This window comes from Peptoniphilus catoniae (assembly GCF_901447155.2).
Taxonomy (GTDB): domain Bacteria; phylum Bacillota; class Clostridia; order Tissierellales; family Peptoniphilaceae; genus Peptoniphilus_E; species Peptoniphilus_E catoniae.
The window spans coordinates 322,589-344,230 of the sequence record NZ_LR588413.1 but is presented as its reverse complement, the minus strand read 5'-3'; the positions used below and the strand labels follow the sequence as shown (position 1 = coordinate 344,230).

Sequence of the window (21,642 nt, the reverse complement as noted above, 5' to 3'; positions counted from 1 at the left end):
AATGTTTAGATTTTTTGTAGATGAAGCCTTTGATAAAGTCCTTATGCTTAGTGAAGAAGACTCTCATCACTATTTAAAGGTCCTTAGAATAAAGGAAAACGAGCTTGTGGAGATAGTTGCTGAAAACGGGAATTTTTCTGCAAGATTTCACCACCTTGAAGGTAAGACTGTGGTTTTGGAAAAGCTTAAAGAGTTAAAAAGGGAGAATGAAAGCCCAATAGACTTGGCTCTTGCCTTTGGAATTTTAAAAAACAACAATACTGAAGAAATATTAAAATATTGCACGGAAGTTGGAGTCAGCGAATTTTATCCCTTGTATACAGATAGAGTTGTATCTAAGATAGAGAAAAAAGAAGATTTAAAAATAGCCAGATGGGAAAAAATTATTGAGTCAGCTGCCAAGCAATCAAAAAGAGAAATAATTCCAAAACTTAATTCACCTGTTAAAATTAAAGATTTAGAAGAAATTTCTAAAAGACAAAATAGAAAAATTATTATGGCTTATGAAGAAGAAAAAGATTTAAGATTCGACGAGGGCAAAAAATATAATAAAATACTTTTAGTAGTAGGTCCAGAGGGTGGATTTACAAAAGATGAAGCCGAAGCTTTAAAAATTATGGGAGCAGATGTAATATCTTTAGGTAGAAGGATTTTAAGAGCACAAACCGCAGCTATATGTGCCAGTTTTTATATAATACAAAGCTTAGAAAGGAGGGATCAGTCATTTCAAAAACATATTCAATAATGACCTTAGGTTGTAAAGTAAATCAATATGAATCAGAAGCAGTTTCAGAACTTTTCAGCAAAAAGGGATATATAAATGTAGAAGACAATGAAGAAAATGCTGATATATATATAATAAACACCTGCACTGTAACAAATCTTTCAGACAGAAAATCAAGACAGGTTATAAGAAGAGTAAAAAGAAATAATCCAGATGCAATAGTTGCAGTAATGGGTTGCTATTCACAAGTCGCTCCGGAAAATGTAGCTAAAATAGAAGGAGTGGATATAATAATAGGAACCAGTGAAAGAAATGAAATAGTAGATCTTTGTGAGACCTTTGAAAAAGAAAAGAAGCAACTTAATACAGTAAGATCATTAAAAGGAGATCACTGTTTTCAGGATATAAGCACTAAAAGCACCCCGGGAATGACAAGAGCTTACATGAAGGTGCAAGACGGATGCAACAGGTTTTGCAGCTACTGTATAATCCCCTATGCCAGAGGACCTATAAGATCAAGGACGCTGGAAGACTCTGTAGCTGAAGCAAAAGCTTTATCAGAGGCAGGATATAAGGAAATAATTTTAACGGGAATTCATGTCGGTTCATATGGATACGATTTAGGTAATACAAGATTAATAGATCTTATAGAAAAAATTGCCGAGATAGAAAATATAAGGAGAATAAGACTTTCATCAATAGAGCAGGGAATAATAACAGAGGACTTTATGAAAAGAGCCCTTAATACCGGAAAGGTCTGTGATCATTTTCATTTGTCCCTCCAAAGCGGATCAAATAGAACCCTAAAAAACATGAATAGAAAATATACAAAAGAAGAATTTTTTGAAAAGACTGAACTTATAAGAAGCTACATGCCTCTTGCAGGACTTACGACAGATATAATAACAGGCTTTCCAGGAGAATCTGATCAAGACTTTAAAGAAAGCTATGATTTTGTAGAAAAAGTTGGATTTTCAAGAATTCATATTTTCAAATATTCAAAGAGACAGGGAACAGTTGCGGCATCTATGCCTAATCAAGTAGACGGAAATATAAAAATAGAAAGATCTGATGTAATGTCTGAATTAAATGAAAGACTTATGAAGGAATTTGCTGAGAAAAATGCTAATTTAAAAAAATCCCTTTTAGTTGAAGAAGAAATTGAAAAGGGAAAGTTTTTAGGATATACTACAAATTACATCAGGTGTTTAGTAAATTCTGATGAACCACTGAAAAATAAAATTGTTGATGTTGAGCTTAAGGAATTCGACAAGGATATTTTAAGGGCAAAATTAGTGTAAGGAGGTAAGATTATGGATTGCTTATTTTGTAAAATAATTGCAGGAGAAATACCATCAGATAAAGTTTATGAAGATGATTTAATCTATGCATTTAAAGATATAGATCCACAAGCACCGGTACATATACTTATAGTACCAAAGGAGCACATAGAATCATTAGACGATATAAACGAGTCCCATAAGGATCTTATTTTCCATATAAGTCTAAAGGCAAAGGAATTAGCAGCAAAATTTGGTTTAACAAAAGGCTATAGACTTGTAAACAATTGCAAGGAAGATGGAGGACAAAGCGTAAATCACTTACACTACCACCTCCTTGGCGGCAGAAGTATGGCATGGCCACCGGGTTGATAAAAAAATATTGAAATCAAGCCTATTATAAGATATAATTATTTGGAAATAGTCTTAAGGACTACTCTTTTCAGTGAGAGGAGGGAAATCATGTCAGAAGTTAGAGTTGGAGAAAATGAATCTCTTGATAATGCTCTTAAAAGATTTAAGAGACAATGCGCTACCAGTGGAATACTTAAAGAAGCAAGAAAAAGAGAACATTATGAAAAACCAAGTGTTAGAAGAAAAAAGAAATCCGAAGAAGCACGTAGAAAGAGAAATGCCAGATATTAAAAGAGGTGCAATATGTCTTTAAAAGAACAGCTTATGGAAGATTTAAAAACTGCCATGAAAAACAAAGACAAGTTGAAAAAAGACACTATCACCATGGTACGTGCAGCCATTAAGCAAAAGGAAATTGACGATAGAGTTGAGCTTAGCGATGAGGATATATTAAATATTCTTTCTAAACAGCTAAAGGAAAAAAAATCTTCAATAGAAGAATTTGAAAAAGGAAATCGTCAAGATTTAATAGAACAAACCAATTCTGAGATTGATATACTGCTTAACTATTTGCCTAAGCAGCTTTCTGAAGGTGAGTTGACTGAGATTATAAAAGACGTAATTAAAGAAAACAATATTGATTCACCTAAACAAATGGGTATTCTTATGAAAAATGTAATGCCTAAAATAAAGGGAAAAGCTGACGGTAAAATGGTAAGTAAAATCGCTCAAACATTATTAAGTAAACCTGGGGAATAACCTGGGTTTTATTTTTCGGGAGAATTCTATGAAAAGAAAAATTTTTGTTCTTACCATCTTGTTATTTTTAATAATTTCACCCCTTGTATTTGCCGAAGAAGGAAAGGTATACGTTATTCCTGTTAATAGCGAGATAACAAATGCAAGTAGCGGATTTATTAAAAAGAGTATAGCTAAAGCTGAGGAAAACAAGGCCGACCTTATTATCTTTGAAATTGACACCTATGGAGGATCTGTTTTAGCAGCTGAAAAAATTAAAAATTACATAGTTGACTCTAAGGTAAAAACTGCGGCTTTTGTAAATACAAAGGCGGAATCAGCAGGAGTTTTAATTACAATTGCCTGTGAGAAGGTTTATATGGCTCCAACAGCTACAATAGGATCTGCAGAGACTATTCCAAAAACTGAGAAAAACATTTCATTTTGGAGGTCTATACTAAGGGATACTGCCCAATATAGAAATAGAAACAGTGAGATAATAGAAGCTATGGCGGACAGTGATATAAAAATTCCAAACCTTTCTTCAAAGGGTAAGCTGGTTAACTTAACATCAGAGGAATCTTTAAAGTATAAAATTTCAGATGGAACTGTAAGGTCTTATAAAGATATAGCAGAAGATCTTAATCTAAATGATGATGAGATTATAAATCTTGAAATGGACTCCAGTTATAAATTTATAAATATTATTTCCTCATCAGGTGTATCTACGCTTTTACTGGTATTGGGCTTAACTGGATTTATATTTGAAATATTTACTCCGGGCTTTGGTCTTGGAGGAGTAATATCAATACTGTCATTCTTTTTCTTCTTTTTAGGTAGTATATTTTCCGGGAACTCAAATTGGTATTCAGTAATGATATTTTTGCTCGGTCTTTTGCTTTTAATTATAGAAATGTTTATACCGGGCTTCGGTCTTGCAGGCATATCCGGAATTATTGCTGTTGTCTGTGGGCTCGTAATGGCTCTTGGATCAATAGATGTAGCTGTAAGGTCCTTGTCAATAGCCTTTGTTATAGCTTTTATATTTGGGATGGCTTTGGTAAAATCAGGCATGAAGTCAAGATTATTTAATCGCTTAAGACTTGAAAAATCTCATACCTCTGAAAGAGGATATATAGGCAAGGAAAACCCCGACCTTAAAATAGGAGATTTTGCTGTAACCAGGTCTATTTTAAGACCTGTAGGATATATAGAGTTTAATGGTAAGAAATACGAAGCTATAGCTTATGAAGGCTATATAGAAAGTGGAGTTAATGTTGAAGTTTGCCGAATTGATTCAGGCGAAGTTTATGTAAGGAGGGTAAATTAAATGTCGGCCAGCACTATTTTTGGAAGTAGTTTTATAGTAATAATAGTATTACTTATTATATTGTTTTTTACCTTTGTACCTGTGGGATTATGGATAACTGCATTTTTTTCAGGAGTAAAGGTTAAAGTTTCTACCCTTATAGGTATGAGGCTAAGAAGAGTAAGACCGGGCAGAATTGTCAACCCAATGATTAAGGCAACTAAGGCAGGATTAAATTTAGACATTGAAAGTTTGGAAGGTCATTATCTTGCAGGAGGTAATGTAAATACCTTGGTAGATGCTTTAATTGCAGCTGAAAGGGCCAATATACCTTTGCAGTTTGAAAGAGGTGCGGCAATAGACCTTGCAGGACGTAACGTTCTTGAGGCGGTTCAGGTTTCAGTTAACCCAAAGGTAATAGAAACCCCCAATATATCTGCAGTAGCTCAAGATGGAATAGAAGTTGTAGTAAAGGCAAAGGTAACTGTTAGAGCTAATATAGACAGACTTGTAGGTGGAGCGGGAGAAGAAACTATTATAGCCAGAGTTGGTGAAGGTATAGTAACAACAGTAGGTTCCTCAACTACCTATAAGGCTGTTTTGGAAAATCCGGATTCAATATCAAGGGTTGTACTTGAAAAGGGCCTTGACTCAGGAACGGCCTTTGAAATTTTATCAATAGATATAGCAGATGTGGATGTTGCAAGAAATATAGGTGCAAGACTTCAAACTGACCAAGCTGAGGCTGATAAGAGAATAGCTGAAGCTAAGGCATCTGAAAGACGAGCTATGGCACTTGCAAGAGAACAAGAAATGAAGGCTGAAGTAGAGGCTATGAGAGCTAAGGTTGTAGAGGCTGAATCAGAAGTACCTCTTGCTATGGCAGAAGCTTTAAAAAATGGAAACCTTGGAGTTATGGACTACTACAAGCTTAAAAATATAAATTCAGATACTGATATGAGAGATTCTATATCAAAGGCTACAAATAAAAACAAGAAAAATAAAGAGCAGTGATTAAATGAGAAATTTATTAATTATATTGCTAATTTATAGCTTTAAAAAATTTCTTGAAAGAAATAATAAAAAACCCAATAAGAAGAATATGAACCATGAAGCCTTTAATGAAAATAAAGCTGAAAGGTCTATTAGTTCTAAAAAAAACCCGGGATTTTTCAATACTCTTTTTGAATCTCTTTCTCCTATAGATAAGGAAAAATTTAAAGAATTTAAAGATTTAATTAATTCTGATGAAAGAATAACCAAGGGTCAAAAGCAATATTTCACCAAGAAGGATATAGATGATTTATTGGAAGAAAAAAGAATAAAGGAACAAAAAAATACATCCAAGGGAAATAATATTTCTTCAAACTCTTCATCTGAAGAAAAGCAAATAGAAAAAGATCCCAATCCTTACTTTACTAAAGAAGAAAAAAACAAGAATTTTTCAGATAATCCAAACAATTTAAACAACTTAAATGAAGACAACACATTTGATGAAAAATATTTTGATTATGACGATTTAGTTAAAGGAATAATTATGAAAGAAATATTGGACAAACCCGTGTCACTAAGGTAGGAAGCTTGCAAGCTTCCTTTTTTAGTGGAGTGGAAAAATAGGTCATTATATGGTATCATATTAGGGATAATTGGAGGTAATAATGTACGAAAGAACAATTGATATATCATTTCTTGACTCAAATATGTATGGTATTCTTTCAGGAAAACTTGATGAGAATATAAATTATATTGAAAAAGAATTTAATATAAGAAGCAGAATAAGTAATGGCAAGTTAATTGTAATAGGGTCTGAAGAGGAAAATGTAATAAGGGCGGATCTTTTATTTGATAATCTTATAAAGCTTCTAAAGGTACAAAACAATTTAAGTATAAAAGATGTAGAGTATTCAGCATCTTTAATAAAAAATGGAAAAACAGACTCTCTTGTTGAGCTTTTAAAGGAAATTATCCTATATACTTCTATGGGCAAGCCCATTAGAGCAAAGACACTGGGACAAAAGAAATATATAGATACTATAAAGGACAATGATGTTGTTTTCGGAATAGGACCGGCAGGAACGGGTAAAACCTACCTTGCTATGGCTATGGCAGTTAGAGCATTTAAAAACAAGGAAGTAAACAGAATAGTTTTAACAAGACCTGCCGTTGAAGCCGGAGAAAGCTTGGGCTTTTTGCCGGGGGATTTACAAATGAAGGTGGATCCCTATCTAAGACCTTTATATGATGCTCTTTTTGAGATGTTGGGACATGAAAATTACAATAAATATGTTGAAAAGAACCAAATAGAGGTGGCCCCCTTAGCCTATATGAGAGGAAGAACATTGGATTCATCCTTTGTAATTCTCGATGAGGCTCAAAACACAACCAATGAACAAATGAAAATGTTTTTGACCAGATTAGGTTACGGATCAAAGGCTATTATTACCGGAGATATTACTCAAACCGACCTTCCAAAGTCAAAATCTTCAGGACTTAGGACGGTGCTTCATATTTTGAAGAATGTAAAAGGTATAGGTATGGTTTATTTAGGTAATCACGACATAGTACGTCATCCCTTGGTGCAAAGAATAATATCAGCCTATGATTTATATGAGAAAAACAGAAAGAAATAAAAATGGAAATATTTTTTGATAACAGACAAGATGAAATATATATTGATGATAGCTTAACTGATCTTATAAAAAAATCGATTAAAGCTGTCTTAGATGAGGAAAACCTATCAGATAGAATTATGGTTAGTGTTTCTTTTGTAAATTCCTCAGAAATACAAAGCTTAAACAGAGATTTCAGAAATGTAGATAGGGTTACAGATGTATTGTCCTTTCCCATAGACGATGAGTTTAGAATTGAAAACAGAATTCTTGGAGATATAGTTATAAATACTGCAAGAGTTATATCTCAGGCTAAAGAGTATGGACATTCAGAAGAAAGAGAATTTTCTTACCTTACGGTTCATTCAACTCTCCATTTACTCGGCTATGATCATGAAGATGAAGAGGATAAAAATATAATGAGGGCTAAGGAAAAGATAATTATGGAAAGCCTTAATATAAACAGGTGATTTTATGAAAAAAGGTGGATTTATATCTTCTTTTAATTATGCAGTTCAGGGGATTATATCTGCTCTTAAAACTGAAAAAAATATGAAGTTTCATTATTTAGCGGCTTTAGCTGTAGTTATATTAAGCTTGTTTATGGACTTTAACAGACTTGAGTTTTTGCTTATGATATTTGCCATAACCTTTGTTGTTGCTAGTGAAATGTTTAATACGGCAGTTGAGAGGACAGTTGATTTAATTGTTCAAGATTATAATCCTATAGCTAAATATATAAAGGATGTTTCTGCAGGTGCCGTTTTAATATCATCAATAAATGCCTTACTTGTAGCCTATTTGCTTTTTTTCGACAGAATATCAAATTTGGGAGATTTAATGCTTACAAAAATACAAAATTCAGATCCCCACCTAAGCTTCATAGCAATAATTCTTATTTTAATATTAACTCTTGGAGGCAAATATCTAAGAGCTAGGAAAAACGGAGGCACTTATTTTCAAGGAGGTGCTATATCAGGGCATTCATCTCTTGCTTTTTGTGTAGCGACAATTATATCTCTTGTAAGCGAAAAAAGTTTAATAACCCTTGCTGCTTACGGCTTAGCTTTTTTAGTAGCTGAGAGTAGAGTTGAAACAGGAGTTCATAAGCTAAGTGAGGCGATTTCGGGAGCTTTTTTAGGCATAGCTGTGGCTATATTTATCTTTAAGGTGGTGGGATAAGTCAGTATGAATACACAAGATTTAATAAAACTTGCCATAAAAGCAAAAGAAGAAATGACCTACGCACCCTATTCAAAATTTAGAGTGGGAGCATGTGTTGAAATGGAAGACGGATCAGTTTATAGCGGAGGGAATATAGAAATAGCTTCCTACTCAGCTACTAACTGTGCGGAAAGAACTGCAATATTTAAAGCCGTATCTGAAGGGAAGAGGTCTATTGTAAAAATTGCTATAGCGGCAGATTCTAAAGATGTTTTTCCTTGCGGTATATGTAGACAGGTAATAAGAGAGTTTGGTGATAATACAAAAATAATAATTGCAAACTCAGAAAATGATTACAAGACCTACACAATTGAGGAGCTGTTGCCTCATAGCTTTAATAAAAAAGATTTAGGAGTCAGTGATAATGTTTAAATCAGGATTTGCAAGTGTAATAGGTAGACCTAATGTTGGTAAAAGCACATTTCTTAACAGTTTAATAGGTCAAAAAATATCAGCTACCTCAAATAAAGCTCAAACAACAAGAAATTTAATAAATTTTATATATACATCAGACAATATGCAAGTAGTATTTTTAGATACACCTGGTATCCAGAAGCCTAAAAATAAACTTGGAGACTATATGCTTAAAATTTCCGAGTCAGCTTTAAAGGATGTAGATTTAATTACCTATATAGTTGACTGTTCAAGGTCTATAGGTAGGCTTGATGGATATATAATAGATAAACTTAAAGAAGTTAAGAATGTTCCCATAATACTCCTTATAAATAAAATTGATGAAATTAAAAAAGAAGAACTTTTTGAACTTATTAAACTTTATAGTGATTATGGAATATTTAAGGAGATAATTCCCATATCAGCTTTAAAAAATGACGGGATTGACAATTATCTTGATACTCTTTACAAGTATTTAAAAGAAGGTCCTCAGTTTTATCCGGAAGATATGGTTACTGATAAACCTGAAAGATTTATTGTGGCAGAGCTTATAAGGGAAAAAGCTTTAAGGCTTTTAGATGAGGAGGTACCTCACGGAATAGCTGTGTCTGTTGATAAAATGCAATACAGGACAGATAAGGATCTTGTTGATATATACGCAACTATTTATGTTGAAAGGGATTCCCATAAAAAAATTGTAATAGGAAAATCAGGATCCATGATTAAAGAAATAGGCATAAAATCAAGGATAGAACTTGAAGCCTTTTTGGATATTAAAGTTAACCTTAAACTTTGGGTTAAGGTTAAGGAAAAGTGGAGAGAAAAAGAAAGTGGATTAGGAAGTTTCGGATACAAACTATGAAATCTCATGTAACCCAAATAATTGTAATGAATGAGCAAAAATATGGAGATTCAAGTAAAATACTAAGAGCTTTTTCTAGAGATTTAGGTAAGGTTTCAATAATGGCAAAAGGCGCTTTAAGGCCTAAATCTTCTCTTGTCAGTGTTTCCTCCCAGTTTGCTTGGTCAGACATTTGTCTTTCAGAGGGAAAATCATTTTACTATATCAAATGGTCAAGGATAATAAAATCAAACTTTGAACTTAGAAAGAATTTTAAGACTATTATCTATGCCTCATTTATAATGGAGCTTTTAGATAAGACCTTTCTTGAGGGAGAGGTTAACAGAAAAGTATTTGATCTTGTTGTAAAGGCAATTAATCTCTTGCCAACTTTTAAAAATCCGGAATTATTTTTGCTGGCTTATGAGATAAAGTTTATTTCTTTTTTGGGGTATAGACCTAATCTTCTAACAGATTCCTATCCGGCTATTTTTTCTATAGAAGATGGAGGAATTATTAAGGACCATGAGAGGACAGGCACTTATGGCCTGGACCAAAAAGATATTTACTATTTAAATAAAATATTATATACTTCATTAGATAAATTAGATCTTAAAATTGATTCTAATAGGTTTAAAGTACTACAAGATATATTAATTAAGTACATAAAATATAACTTGGATATAAAAGAATTTAATTCATTGTTGCTTATTGAATAAGGGGGAAAAAATGTATTTCCAAGATTTGATAAAAAATTTACAAAAATATTGGATGGATAAGGGATGTATAATAATGCAACCCTATGATGTGGAAAAGGGTGCCGGTACAATGAACCCCTCCACATTTTTAAGATCCTTGGGACCTGAGCCTTGGAGAACCTGTTATGTTGAGCCGTCAAGAAGACCTGCAGACGGACGTTATGGGGAGAACCCCAATAGATTGTACCAACATCATCAAATGCAGGTAATTCTAAAGCCGTCACCTGAAAATGTGCAAGAGCTTTATTTAGAAAGCTTAAAGGCTCTTAATATAGACGTACTTGCTCATGACATAAGATTTGTAGAAGACAATTGGGAGTCTCCTACCCTTGGAGCATGGGGTCTTGGTTGGGAGGTTTGGCTTGATGGAATGGAAATAACTCAGTTTACTTATTTTCAACAAGTAGGTAGTGTTAACTGCGAGTTGGAATCTGCCGAGCTTACCTATGGCCTTGAGAGAATAGCAATGTATCTTCAAAATGTAAATTCCGTATACGATATAAAGTGGAATGAGAACATAAGCTATGGAGATATATTTAAAATGGCTGAATTTGAGCATTCAACTTATTCATTTGAAAAAGCGGATATAGATATGTTAAAGGAACTTTTTTATATTTACGAAAAGGAATCTTTAAGAATAATAGAAGAGGGACTAGTGCTTCCGGCTTACGACTACTGTTTAAAATGCTCTCATGTATTTAATGTTTTAGATGCGAGAGGAGCAATATCTGTTTCGGAAAGAACAGGATATATTTCAAGAGTCAGAAATCTTGCCAGAGCCGTTGCAGTACAATACCTGAAAGAAAGAGAAGAAATGGGTTATCCGTTATTAAATAAAACATATCCGAAAATCGAAAGGGAAGGTTGAATAAATGAACAGATATCTACTTGAAATAGGAGTTGAAGAGCTGCCTTCAAGGTTTATTGGAAGGGCAATAGAAGATTTTTCAGAAAAAGCTTCACAGCTATTTGAAGCTAACAAAATTAAATACGGAAATATAAAGGTTTATGCCACTCCTAGGAGACTTAGCTTAATAGTTGATGACATAGCACTTAAACAGCAAGATATACATGAAGAGGTTAAGGGACCTGCCAAGAAAATATCATTTGATGAAGAGGGCAAGCCTACAAAACCACTACAAGGTTTTATGAAGTCACAGGGCATAGACAAAGATAGCATAGTCTTTAAAGAATATAAGGGCGTTGAATATGTTTATGCTGAAATATTTAAAAAGGGTGACGATACTAAAACAATAATTAAAGAAAATGCATCTGATCTTATAAAATCTATAAACTTTCCCAAGAATATGAGATGGGGCGGAAAAAACATAAGATTTGCAAGACCTATAAGGTGGGTGGTTTCTTTACTTAACAGTGAGATTGTAGATTTTGAATTTGAAGGGATCCCTGTTTCTAATATAACAAGGGGACATAGATTTTTAGGATCATCAAAAATATTTATTGACGAAGTTGATAACTATGAGAAGCTTTTGGAAGACAATTATGTAATATTAGACCAGGAAAAAAGAAGAGATACAATAAAATATGGATCTATTAGACTTGCAAAGACTCTAGGAGGAGAAATAGAAAAAGATGATGCTCTTTTAGAGGAGCTTACCTATATAGTAGAGTATCCTAATCCCATAATAGGAAATATAAAGGAAAAGTATCTTAATCTCCCAAAGGAAGTTCTTGTTACACCTATGAAGGGTCATTTAAGATTTATCCCTATTGTAAATTCTAAGGGAGATCTTCTTCCAAATTTTATAACTATTAGAAATGGAAATAGTGAACACAATGATACTGTAATAGAAGGAAATGAGAAGGTTCTTGATGCAAGGCTTGAGGATGCGAAGTTCTTCTATGAAGAGGATACTTCTAAAAATCTTGAAGATTATGTAGACGCACTAAAGGGAGTAATGTTCCAGGAAAAATTGGGAACAATGTATGATAAAAGTTTAAGAACTCAAAAACTTGCAGTAAAAATCGGAGAGGAATTGGAAGTTGCAGAAAAGACAATTGAATCAGTAAAAAGAGCAGCTAAGCTTATGAAAGCTGACCTAACTACTAAAACAGTTCAAGAATTTACAGAGCTTCAAGGTATAATGGGCTCAATATATGCTAAGAACTCAGGAGAAAAGGATATAGTTTCTCAAGGAATTTACGAACACTATTTGCCTAGATTTTCAGGGGACAACTTACCTGATTCAACAGTGGGATCCATTTTAGCTTTGGCAGATAAAATTGATTCAATTTGCGGACTTTTTGCAGTAGGGCTTATTCCCACAGGATCTCAAGATCCCTTCGGTCTTAGAAGACAGGCTATAGGAGTAATAAACATAATAATAAAAAGAGGCTGGAAGGTATCAGTTAATGACTTAATTAATTCAAGCCTGTATTTATATGCTAATGACATGACACTTGCCTTTGACTATGGAAAAACTAAAGGTCAAATCTTAGAATTTTTTGCAGCAAGACTAAGAAATATACTTCAAGAAAGAAATATTAGATATGACATTATAGATTCAATAATTAATAGCGAGGATTCAGTATCTGAAATAGTTAAAAAAGCTGACGAGCTTAATGAATATTTTAAGGAAGACAGAAAAGATTTAGTAGATGCTTTAACAAGAGTCCACAATCTAGTTAAAAATAAAGATGAGGATGTAGAGTTTAAAGAGGATCTTCTTAAAGAAGATGCGGAGATAGAGCTTTATAAACTACAAAAGATAAGTATAGAAAATATTATTGAGCTGAACAAGGAAAAAAAATACAGTCTTGCTCTTGATGAATTTTCAAAGCTTATAGGACCTATTAACAAATACTTTGAAAATATTATGGTCCTTACAGATGATAAAGAAATAAAAAATAACAGACTAAGTATGCTAAACGAAATAGATGAAACAGCGAAGGATATTTTAGACATTGAAAAAATTGTTACTGAATAAAAGTAGGTGATAACTTGGATCTTACAAACAGACAGCTTAGAATAATTGAAATTGTAAAAAAAGAAGCACCCATTACTGGAGACGAAATAGCAAATAAATTAGGACTTTCAAGAGCGACAATAAGGCCGGATTTAACTATACTCACCATGCTAAATATTCTTGGTGCAAGACCTAAGGTAGGTTATTTTTACACCGGCAAAAATGAGTTTAACAATTTTTCAAAACAAGTTAAAAAAATTCTTGTGAGGGATACTATGAGTGTTCCTGTGGTAATGGATGAAAACATATCAATTTATGATGTAATAGTCGGACTTTTTTTAGATAATATGGGTTCGGTATTTATAACCTCTGAAGGGTATTTGGCAGGTGTAGTTTCAAGGAAGGATCTTCTTAGAAGTGCCCTTGGTAAATTGGATTTGCAAAATACTCCTGTTGGCTTAATAATGACAAGAATGCCTAATATTGCATATGTAACTGAGGAAACAAGCATTATAGAGGCAGCTAAGCTAATAGAGGAGAAGGAAGTAGATTCTTTACCTGTAGTTAGAGTTGCTAAAGAAAATCGCGATAAGTTAAAAGTTGTAGGAAGGTTTACTAAAACCAATATAAACAATTTGTTTGTTGAACTTGCAAGGGAAGATTAAAGGAGGAAATATGTCAGATAATGGAATAAAGATATATGTTATATCAGACTCCATAGGCGAAACTGGAGAGTTAATCGCACAAGCTGCAGTTAGGCAATTTGAAACCGACAATTTTGAAATAAAGAGATACCCTTATCACAACACTATTGATCATATAGAACCTATACTTAAAGAAGCAGCTAAATATGAAAAAAGTTTAATTATATATACAAATGTAGTTTTAGAAACAAGCGAATTTATAAAAGAAGAGTCTAAAAAATTAAATTTAAAAGTAGTTGATGTAATGAGGGATCCTATGATGCGTATTGAAGAAATACTGGGATATCCTCCTTTAAGAGAGCCTGGACTTATAAGAAGACTTGATGAAAACTACTTTAAAAAGGTTGAAGCAATAGAATTTGCAGTAAAGTATGATGACGGTAAGGACCCTAGAGGTGCAAAAAAAGCTGATATATGCTTAATAGGAATATCAAGAACATCAAAAACACCCCTTTCAATGTATCTTGCCAATAAGCTTTATAAGGTAGCTAATATCCCTCTTGTTCCGGAAGTTCCGGTGCCTAAAGAGGTTTATGAAAAAGATTCTCATAGGATTATAGGACTTACTTGTAATCCGGAAAAACTTATTTCAATAAGAGAGGAAAGATTAAAATCTTTGGGCCTATCAGGAAATGCAAAATATGCAAATCTTGACAGAATAAAAGAAGAGCTTAGCTATTCAAAACAAATTATGGAAGAGCTAGGTTGCATAGTAATAGATGTGTCTGACAGAGCCATGGAAGAAACTGCTGGAATAATAATAGATTATATAGAAAAAAACATTAAGTAGGCGGTGAAATATTGAATCCCAGGATAAAAAGAGAAGAGCTTGAGCATATTATCTTATATAAAAATGCAAGTTTTGCAGATGAAACAAAAGGCAGACAAATAGCTGAAGAAAAGTGTGAGCTTAGAACCGACTTTCAAAGGGACAGGGATAGAATCTTACATTCGAAAGCCTTTAGAAGATTAAAGCATAAGACTCAAGTATTTATATCACCAGGGAAGGATCATTTCAGGACTAGGTTAACCCATACCCTTGAGGTTTCTCAAATTGCAAGAACAATTGCAAGAGCCCTGGAGCTTAATGAAGATTTAATAGAAGCTATGAGCTTGGGACACGACTTAGGTCATACCCCTTTTGGGCATAGTGGTGAGTATATACTTAATAAGTTAAATCCTAAGGGATTTAAGCACTATGAGCAGTCTATAAGAGTAGTTGACTTCTTATCAAGTAGAGGGGATAAGGTAGGATTAAATCTTACCTATGAGGTAAGAGATGGAATTTTAAACCATTCCGGCTCCAATGAAGCTTCAACCTTAGAAGGCAAGATATTAAAATATGCTGATAGAATAGCCTATATTAATCATGATATAGACGATGCAACCTCTGCAGGAATAATAAGAGAAGAAGATTTACCTAGTGACTTGGTGGAAATTCTTGGGGACTCACATTCAAAAAGAATAAATACAATGATTAGATCCTTGGTAAATAAAAGCTATCACAAGGATTATATAAAAATGGAGCCTGAGATAGAAAAAGCCACCTTGCAGCTTAGAAAATTTATGTTTGAAAATGTCTATTTAAATAAAGTTGTAAAATCAGAAAATGAAAAAATCGAACATCTTATAACTACTCTTTTTAATTACTATAAAAAAGATATTAGCAGAATTCCTAAAGAGAATTTAAAAATATATGACAAGATTGAGCATACTGAAGAGGATATAATTTGCGATTATATTGCAGGTATGACTGATATATTTGCAGTGAAACTATACGAAGATTTATTTATACCTGTCGGTTGGAGTAAGTAGGTGATAATATGTCCTATATTATCGATGACAATTTGTTAGATGAAATAAGGGACAGAGCCGATATAGTAGATTTAATATCCGGCTATGTAAATTTGAAAAAAAGTGGGAGTAACTATTTGGGTCTGTGCCCATTTCATAATGAAAAGACTCCCTCTTTTTCTGTTTCAAAATCCAAGGGCATCTTTAAATGTTTCGGATGTGGAGCAGGTGGAGATCAAATCACCTTTATAATGAAAAGAGAAAACCTTGGCTTTAGAGAAGCGGTGAAATTTCTAGCCGACAAGTACGGTATTGAACTTAGAGAAAATAAAAATACTTATGATAGAGAGATTATAGATAAGAAAAAAAGAGCATATGAAGCTAATAAAGAAGCCGCCCTTCATTATCTTAAAAATTTAAGTTCCACAAAATCTGCCTATGACTATTTAAAAAATAGGCAGATTGATTCAGCAACAATTAATGCATACGGTATAGGCTATGCAAAAGACTCTTGGGATGATCTTTTAAATTACATGAAAAAAAAGGGCTATAAGGAAGAAGAGCTTGAAGAATTTAACCTTGTTGTTAAAAGTAAAAGAGGAAGCTACATAGACAGGTTCAGAAACAGAATAATGTTTCCTATTATAGATACCAACAAAAGGGTTATAGGCTTTGGAGGTAGAAACCTTGACAAGTCCCTTCCCAAATACATAAATACAAAGGACACAATAATATTTAACAAGGGGAAGCATTTATACAACCTAAATATTATTGCTAAAGAGTCGGATAGAGAAAAAATTATCTTAGTTGAAGGCTATATGGATGTTATATCACTCTATAAAAGTGGTATTAATTATAGTGCAGCAAGCCTAGGTACTTCACTAACTATAGACCAGGCTGATTTAATTAAAAGATACGGAAAACAGGTTTACATATGCTATGACTCTGATAAGGCGGGGATAGCTGCAACGGTAAGGGCCATAGACATACTTATATCTGAAAATATATATCCTAAAATAGTAACTCTTACTGATGGATTAGATCCCGATGATTATATTAAAAAATATGGTAAATTAAGCTTTGAGCTTGAGCTAAAAAACGCTTTGACCTATTTGGATTATAAAATTTTAAAAATTAAAGAGAATTACAATCTTGAATCCTCAGAAGGCCTAAGCGGATTTACCAGTGATGTGGCGGAAATTTTATCCAGAGTTAAAAATCCTATTGAAAGGGATATATATTCCGATAAAGTATCAAAAGAATACGGAGTTTCCAGAAATGCTATTATATCCTATATAAATATATTAAATAGAAATGATATAAATAAGAAAAAAAGGATAGATAGTATAAAAAGAAGTCCTAAACCTAAAATATTTAAACCTGTAGATAAAAGAAAAAAAGTTGAGAATTATCTTATAGGATTTGCCTTGGAGTCTGAATATAATTTTAATTATATAAGTAAAAATTTAGAATCCTATGAATTTTTAAATACTAATTCCAGAATTATTTTTGAAGAACTGGCTCACTATTATCTTATAAATAATACTAAACCCGACAAGTTTTTAAAAAATCTTATTCAAATGGATTTGGTAGATGAAAATTACATCAATGATATAAAAAATATAGATTTAAAGGCATCAGATTTCGATCTTGTAAAAGAAGAATTGATAAATACTATAAAGATAGATAATTTGGAAAACAGAAGGATGAGAATTTTAAAAGAAATTGAATCTTTGGAAAATTTAAAATCTGCGGATAAAAGTGATAAGTTAAACTACTTAATAGAAGAACTTGAAGAGATAAATAAACAAATTCAATCTCTCTAACTAAGGAGGATGCAGCTATGAAAGATCTAAATTCTGAATTAGATAATTCTGTATCGAAGAATAAAATAATTGAAAAATTAAAAAGAAGAGGTCGGATTAAAGGTAATCTTACCTACGAAGAAATAATAAGTGCCCTTGAAGAAATTCCAATGGAGACAGAGGAAATAGATCATCTATATCAAGATTTTGAGAATGAGGGTATAGAACTTCTTGATGACGACAAAATAGATGAAAAAATAAAAGAAAATCAAAATAAAGACGAAGACGATCCTTCAAAGGAAGATTTAAGCGTACCTAAGGGTATAAGCGTAGATGATCCGGTTAGAATGTATTTAAAGGAAATAGGTAAGATTCCTCTATTAACCGGTGATGAAGAAGTTGAAATAGCAAAACGTATGGAAGCAGGAGATAATTTAGCTAAGAAAGAACTTGCTGAAGCAAATCTTCGTTTGGTAGTTTCCATTGCAAAGAGATATGTAGGTAGAGGAATGAGCTTTCTTGACCTTATTCAAGAAGGCAACCTTGGTCTAATGAAGGCTGTTGAAAAATTCGATTATACTAAGGGATTTAAGTTTTCCACTTATGCAACCTGGTGGATAAGGCAAGCCATTACAAGAGCTATTGCTGATCAGGCCAGGACTATAAGAATACCTGTGCATATGGTTGAAACTATTAACAAGCTTGTAAGGGTACAGAGACAGCTTGTTCAAGAGTTTGGAAGGGATCCGCTACCTGAAGAAATTGCAGCAGAAATGAATCTTGATGTAGATAGGGTAAGAGAAATTCAAAAAATTGCTCAAGAACCCGTTTCATTAGAAACTCCTATAGGTGAAGAGGAAGATTCACATCTTGGAGACTTTATACCTGATGACGAAATACTATCTCCATCAGATGCAGCTACATTTACTCTTTTAAAAGAACAACTTGATGATGTACTTACCACTCTTACAGATAGGGAGAAAAAAGTTTTAATATTAAGATTCGGATTGTATGATGGTAGAGCCAGAACTCTTGAAGAGGTAGGAAAAGAGTTTGATGTAACAAGAGAAAGAATTAGACAAATAGAGGCAAAAGCCCTTAGAAAACTTAGACATCCAAGTAGAAGTAAAAAGCTAAAGGATTTTTTGGAATGATTAATATTTCATACAGGTTAAAAAAAATAGCCTCCTATGTAAAAAAGGGAGCAAGAGTAGCAGATATTGGCACGGATCATGGATTGGTGCCATATTTTCTTATAAGGAACAATATTTCAAACTTTGTTATTGCTTCAGACATATCTAAAAGTTCTCTTAAAAAGACGGAGGATGTAGTTAGAGATTATAATCTTGAAGATTTTGTATACCCAAGAGTAGGCAATGGACTTGACGTAATAAAAAAAGATGAAGTTGATACTGTAATAATAGCAGGTATGGGTGGAAATCTAATAGTCGATATTCTAAAAAAAGATATAGATTTAGTTAAAAGCCTGGATATGATAATTCTTCAACCTATGCAGGGCCAAGAATATTTAAGAAAATATTTATATACAAGAGGCTATGAGTTTTTAGACGAATCAATTGTTTATGAAGACAAAAGGTACTTTGAGATAATAGTAGTAAGATTTGGAAATAAGATTCATAAGGTAAATGAAATTTTTTATAAGATTCCTCAAATACCTTACAGAAGGAAAGAAGAAATCCTTAAAAAATTTATTTTAAATGAAATAGACTATAATAAATCAATTATAAAAAAGCTTGAGGGAGATTCAGAAAATATTAGAAATAGAAAAAGAAATCTTGAAATATTAAATAAAAAATATAAGGAGCTATTATGGAATATAAAATAAAAGATTTAATATCTTATATTGAAGCTTGGGCCAAACCTGAATACCAAGAAGCTTGGGACAATAGCGGTCCTCAAGTGCTTTTTAAGGAAGAAAAGACTAAAAAAGTACTCCTTGCATTAGATTTTACCGACAAGGTAGTGGAAGAGGCCATTGAGGAAAAAGCAAAACTTATTATAAGCCATCATCCTATGTTTTTTGAGGGGATTAAATCAATAGAAGAAGGCACCTATATAGGCAACAATATAATAAAGCTTATAGAAAACAGAATTAGCCTTTATTCAGCACACACCTCTCTTGATATAGCAGAGGAAGGCGTCAATCACACCTTATGCGAAATTTTAGGATTAAAAGATTATAGAGGCTTATCAAAAACCGACAAGGGCTATTACTTAGGTTTAATATCAGAAAACAATGATTATAATTTAGAAACTTTATATAAAAGCTTAAAAGATAAACTTGAGACAAGTAAGATAAAAATATATGGAGTCCTACCTAAAAAAATTGAAAGAATAGCTATATGCGGTGGATCTGGCTTTAGTCTTATAGATGATGTTATAGAAAACAAAGCAGATATTTTTATAACGGGAGACGTAAAGCATCATGATTCCCAAAAAGCTTATGAGAATGGAATATGCTTAATAGACATAAGCCACTACTATGGGGAAAGGCCGGTTCTTAACAAAATAAAGAAAAACTTGAAAAATAATTTTGATATTGAAGTTTTAGAATATTTAAAAAATGATTTCGAAATAGAAATTCATTAATTATAAAAATATTGAAAAAATTTATCCAAGATGTTAGTATGTTTAAGAGTAAATTGGTCAATCGCATCTTAGGATGAGGAAAGTCTGCGCTCCACAGAGCAGGGTGCCAGTTAAAAGCTGGTGGGGGCGACCCTAAGGAAAGTGCAACAGAGATATACCGCCACATTTGTGGTAAGGGTGGAAAGGCGAGGTAAGAGCTCACCATAATATTAGCGATAATATTGATATGTAAACCCCACTCGGAGCAAGACCAAAATAGGAATAACAAATGCTGCTCGTATTTGCCGGTAGGTAGGTCGCTTGAGCTTATTGGTGACAATAAGCCTAGATAGATGATTGATTAAACAGAACGCAGCTTATAGATTTACTCATATAAAAAATGAAAAGATTACAAATTGGTTAAAGTATATTTAATAAATTTGTAATCTTTTCTTGCTTTTTTGTAACCGTTTTGTTATACTCTTAATATCAAAATAAAGACGGATAGGAGTGTTATATCTTGGATATTAAATATAAGAGTTCTTTATCTATACTTGTGCTTTGTTTAGTGTCTGTGTTTGGACTTAAGGACACAGGTGTTTTTGTAAGTGCCCATGAACAACCTACATATAGTGGTAACAAGGTATGCTTTGAAGCCGGCGAGCAAGCCAATATTATAGACTCTTCAGAAAGAGGATATATAGTAGAAAAAGGCAAGGCTAAGGTTACGATACCTTATGAAAAGATTCAGTTAACTGAAAAAACCACAAGGATTTATAAGGTTATTAAGAATACTTCAATTAGAAATGATAAAAACGAAATTATAAGAAATTTGTTTATAGGAGAAGAATTAGTTGAAATCTCCAAAAATAATGAAACTGTAAAGGTAGAGTGTAAAGACGGAACAAAGGGTAATGTTTCTGTAGAATCACTTAAACTTGAATCTGAAAAGAAAGAAAACTTTGAAGTTAAGACAAACGCTGTAAAGGTTAATGTTGAACCTGTAAAGGCGGAGTACATAAAAAATACCAATATTCAAAATGTCAAGATGACAACAATCTCAAAAGAAGAATTTAAAATGCAGGATTCTCCTGTAGTTTATACTTCAGATAAGGCTAAGGTTGCTGTTGATTCAGCTCTTGATAAATTAGGCTCAACCTATGTGTATGGAGATACCGGCAAAGCAGGTTATGATTGTTCAGGACTAGTATATGCAGTTTATAAGAATCAACTTGGAATTAATCTTCCAAGATCATCATCAGATCAATCAACCTACGGCAAGCAAGTTTCAAAGGCGGAATTACAAGCTGGAGATTTAATATTCTTTAACACATCAGGTAAGGGCGTTTCACACGTAGGTATTTACATGGGCAATGGAGAATTTGTTCATGCATCAAGCGGTCAAAGTAAAGTAGTTGTATCAAACTTAAGTGAAGATTATTATAGTAGCAGATTTGTAAATGCAACTAGAGTTTTAGATTGAATTTAAATCATATTTAGCTTATTTTATAAATTAAATTAAAATTTGTCGGCATGGGAAGATGAATCTTCTTGTGCCGATTTTTTTATTTATATCAATTAATAAAATAAGAT

At 32.7% G+C, this 21,642-nt stretch carries 24 protein-coding genes and 1 other RNA gene; all 25 read left to right on the top strand.

The annotated features are described in order from the left end of the window. Window position 1 precedes the first annotated feature (1 nt). The 25 genes from PEPCATONIAE_RS01885 to PEPCATONIAE_RS01765 all read left to right on the top strand — a co-directional run bounded on the left by PEPCATONIAE_RS01885 (window position 2) and on the right by PEPCATONIAE_RS01765 (window position 21,532). Complete coding sequence (locus PEPCATONIAE_RS01885) at window positions 2–745, top strand: RsmE family RNA methyltransferase (protein ID WP_138159289.1); 744 nt, start codon at window positions 2–4, stop codon at window positions 743–745. Continuing rightward, window positions 724–2,025 carry a tRNA (N(6)-L-threonylcarbamoyladenosine(37)-C(2))-methylthiotransferase MtaB gene (mtaB, locus tag PEPCATONIAE_RS01880; RefSeq protein ID WP_138159418.1) on the top strand — a complete coding sequence of 434 codons (1,302 nt, stop codon included), beginning with the start codon at window positions 724–726 and terminating at the stop codon, window positions 2,023–2,025. The genes PEPCATONIAE_RS01885 and mtaB overlap by 22 nt, the downstream gene beginning before the upstream one ends. 12 nt (window positions 2,026–2,037) lie before the next feature. Next, a complete protein-coding gene (locus PEPCATONIAE_RS01875; RefSeq protein ID WP_138159288.1) occupies window positions 2,038–2,376 on the top strand; it encodes a histidine triad nucleotide-binding protein in 339 nt (112 codons plus the stop codon). Between the two features lie 90 nt (window positions 2,377–2,466). Further along, entirely contained in the window at window positions 2,467–2,649 is a 183-nt protein-coding gene (gene rpsU, locus PEPCATONIAE_RS01870) for a 30S ribosomal protein S21 (RefSeq protein ID WP_138159287.1), read from the top strand. Between the two features lie 12 nt (window positions 2,650–2,661). Further along, on the top strand, window positions 2,662–3,117 hold the full coding sequence (locus PEPCATONIAE_RS01865) for a GatB/YqeY domain-containing protein (protein ID WP_138159286.1): 456 nt from the start codon (window positions 2,662–2,664) through the stop codon (window positions 3,115–3,117). Between the two features lie 28 nt (window positions 3,118–3,145). After that, window positions 3,146–4,426: an NfeD family protein gene (locus PEPCATONIAE_RS01860; protein WP_138159285.1), complete on the top strand. Its 1,281-nt coding sequence runs from the start codon at window positions 3,146–3,148 to the stop codon at window positions 4,424–4,426. Continuing rightward, window positions 4,427–5,419, top strand: a complete 993-nt coding sequence (gene floA / locus PEPCATONIAE_RS01855; protein WP_138159284.1) for a flotillin-like protein FloA — start codon at window positions 4,427–4,429, stop codon at window positions 5,417–5,419. It abuts the gene before it with no gap. Between the two features lie 4 nt (window positions 5,420–5,423). Continuing rightward, window positions 5,424–5,981 (top strand): death domain-containing protein, encoded by a 558-nt coding sequence (locus PEPCATONIAE_RS01850; protein ID WP_138159283.1) that lies wholly within the window; start codon window positions 5,424–5,426, stop codon window positions 5,979–5,981. Between the two features lie 82 nt (window positions 5,982–6,063). Continuing rightward, window positions 6,064–7,035 (top strand): PhoH family protein, encoded by a 972-nt coding sequence (locus PEPCATONIAE_RS01845; protein ID WP_138159282.1) that lies wholly within the window; start codon window positions 6,064–6,066, stop codon window positions 7,033–7,035. A 2-nt stretch (window positions 7,036–7,037) separates the two neighbouring features. Continuing rightward, window positions 7,038–7,484 carry an rRNA maturation RNase YbeY gene (gene ybeY, locus PEPCATONIAE_RS01840; protein WP_138159281.1) on the top strand — a complete coding sequence of 149 codons (447 nt, stop codon included), beginning with the start codon at window positions 7,038–7,040 and terminating at the stop codon, window positions 7,482–7,484. Window positions 7,485–7,488: 4 nt separating this feature from the next. Further along, window positions 7,489–8,196, top strand: coding sequence for a diacylglycerol kinase (locus PEPCATONIAE_RS01835; RefSeq protein WP_138159280.1), 708 nt, complete (start codon window positions 7,489–7,491; stop codon window positions 8,194–8,196). A gap of 6 nt (window positions 8,197–8,202) precedes the next feature. Further along, window positions 8,203–8,610 carry a cytidine deaminase gene (cdd, locus tag PEPCATONIAE_RS01830; protein WP_138159279.1) on the top strand — a complete coding sequence of 136 codons (408 nt, stop codon included), beginning with the start codon at window positions 8,203–8,205 and terminating at the stop codon, window positions 8,608–8,610. Then, window positions 8,603–9,493, top strand: a complete 891-nt coding sequence (gene era / locus PEPCATONIAE_RS01825; protein ID WP_138159278.1) for a GTPase Era — start codon at window positions 8,603–8,605, stop codon at window positions 9,491–9,493. The genes cdd and era overlap by 8 nt, the downstream gene beginning before the upstream one ends. After that, the gene (gene recO / locus PEPCATONIAE_RS01820) at window positions 9,490–10,191 is read left to right on the top strand and encodes a DNA repair protein RecO (RefSeq protein ID WP_138159277.1); all 702 of its coding nucleotides are present in this window, start codon (window positions 9,490–9,492) and stop codon (window positions 10,189–10,191) included. Before era ends, recO begins: the two co-directional genes overlap by 4 nt. Before the next feature lie 10 nt (window positions 10,192–10,201). After that, window positions 10,202–11,098, top strand: coding sequence for a glycine--tRNA ligase subunit alpha (gene glyQ / locus PEPCATONIAE_RS01815; protein WP_138159276.1), 897 nt, complete (start codon window positions 10,202–10,204; stop codon window positions 11,096–11,098). 4 nt (window positions 11,099–11,102) lie between these two features. Beyond that, window positions 11,103–13,178, top strand: coding sequence for a glycine--tRNA ligase subunit beta (glyS, locus tag PEPCATONIAE_RS01810; RefSeq protein ID WP_138159275.1), 2,076 nt, complete (start codon window positions 11,103–11,105; stop codon window positions 13,176–13,178). Window positions 13,179–13,192: 14 nt separating this feature from the next. Next, complete coding sequence (gene ccpN, locus PEPCATONIAE_RS01805; protein WP_138159274.1) at window positions 13,193–13,822, top strand: transcriptional regulator CcpN; 630 nt, start codon at window positions 13,193–13,195, stop codon at window positions 13,820–13,822. A 10-nt stretch (window positions 13,823–13,832) separates the two neighbouring features. Then, entirely contained in the window at window positions 13,833–14,651 is an 819-nt protein-coding gene (locus tag PEPCATONIAE_RS01800; RefSeq protein WP_138159273.1) for a pyruvate, water dikinase regulatory protein, read from the top strand. Window positions 14,652–14,662: 11 nt separating this feature from the next. After that, window positions 14,663–15,676, top strand: coding sequence for a deoxyguanosinetriphosphate triphosphohydrolase (locus PEPCATONIAE_RS01795; RefSeq protein WP_138159272.1), 1,014 nt, complete (start codon window positions 14,663–14,665; stop codon window positions 15,674–15,676). Between the two features lie 8 nt (window positions 15,677–15,684). After that, window positions 15,685–17,481: a DNA primase gene (gene dnaG / locus PEPCATONIAE_RS01790; protein WP_138159271.1), complete on the top strand. Its 1,797-nt coding sequence runs from the start codon at window positions 15,685–15,687 to the stop codon at window positions 17,479–17,481. A gap of 17 nt (window positions 17,482–17,498) precedes the next feature. After that, window positions 17,499–18,614, top strand: a complete 1,116-nt coding sequence (rpoD, locus tag PEPCATONIAE_RS01785; protein ID WP_138159270.1) for an RNA polymerase sigma factor RpoD — start codon at window positions 17,499–17,501, stop codon at window positions 18,612–18,614. Continuing rightward, window positions 18,611–19,306 (top strand): tRNA (adenine(22)-N(1))-methyltransferase, encoded by a 696-nt coding sequence (locus PEPCATONIAE_RS01780; protein WP_138159269.1) that lies wholly within the window; start codon window positions 18,611–18,613, stop codon window positions 19,304–19,306. The genes rpoD and PEPCATONIAE_RS01780 overlap by 4 nt, the downstream gene beginning before the upstream one ends. Beyond that, the gene (locus PEPCATONIAE_RS01775) at window positions 19,291–20,070 is read left to right on the top strand and encodes a Nif3-like dinuclear metal center hexameric protein (protein ID WP_138159268.1); all 780 of its coding nucleotides are present in this window, start codon (window positions 19,291–19,293) and stop codon (window positions 20,068–20,070) included. The genes PEPCATONIAE_RS01780 and PEPCATONIAE_RS01775 overlap by 16 nt, the downstream gene beginning before the upstream one ends. A 45-nt stretch (window positions 20,071–20,115) precedes the next feature. Further along, window positions 20,116–20,445: RNase P RNA component class A (gene rnpB / locus PEPCATONIAE_RS01770), an RNA gene on the top strand. 121 nt (window positions 20,446–20,566) lie between these two features. Beyond that, window positions 20,567–21,532: a C40 family peptidase gene (locus PEPCATONIAE_RS01765; protein WP_138159267.1), complete on the top strand. Its 966-nt coding sequence runs from the start codon at window positions 20,567–20,569 to the stop codon at window positions 21,530–21,532. Window positions 21,533–21,642 lie beyond the last annotated feature (110 nt).